Below are 244 nucleotides of genomic sequence, written 5' to 3'. Positions count from 1 at the left end.
GGTTCCAGTTCTACACCGCAGCGACCTATCCAGTCAGATAAAGTTGATCTAGAAAGTTCGATTCCCGCCCGCTGATAGATCAGACGTTGACGGTACAGCGGCAAATGATCGGCATATTTCGATACCAAAACATGGCTGAGCAGTTCAGGTGAAGCAATGCCTTTATCAATCACATAGGCGGGCATCGCTTGCTGAGTCAGGGTGTCACACTGATCACAGACCCATTTACCACGCACATGCTGTT

1 protein-coding gene is annotated in these 244 nt (G+C 49.2%); it reads right to left on the bottom strand.

Features of this window, described 5'->3' with window-relative positions; genetic code table 11:
* Positions 1-244, bottom strand: a 244-nt coding sequence (locus ACEO2X_RS14720) for a transposase (protein ID WP_371972222.1), incomplete at both ends; no start/stop codon positions are given.

The organism is Acinetobacter sp. AL9, from assembly GCF_041464035.1.
Lineage (GTDB): Bacteria > Pseudomonadota > Gammaproteobacteria > Pseudomonadales > Moraxellaceae > Acinetobacter > Acinetobacter towneri.
The sequence above is the reverse complement of the archived record's forward strand: the minus strand, read 5'-3'. Positions and strand labels throughout refer to the sequence as shown.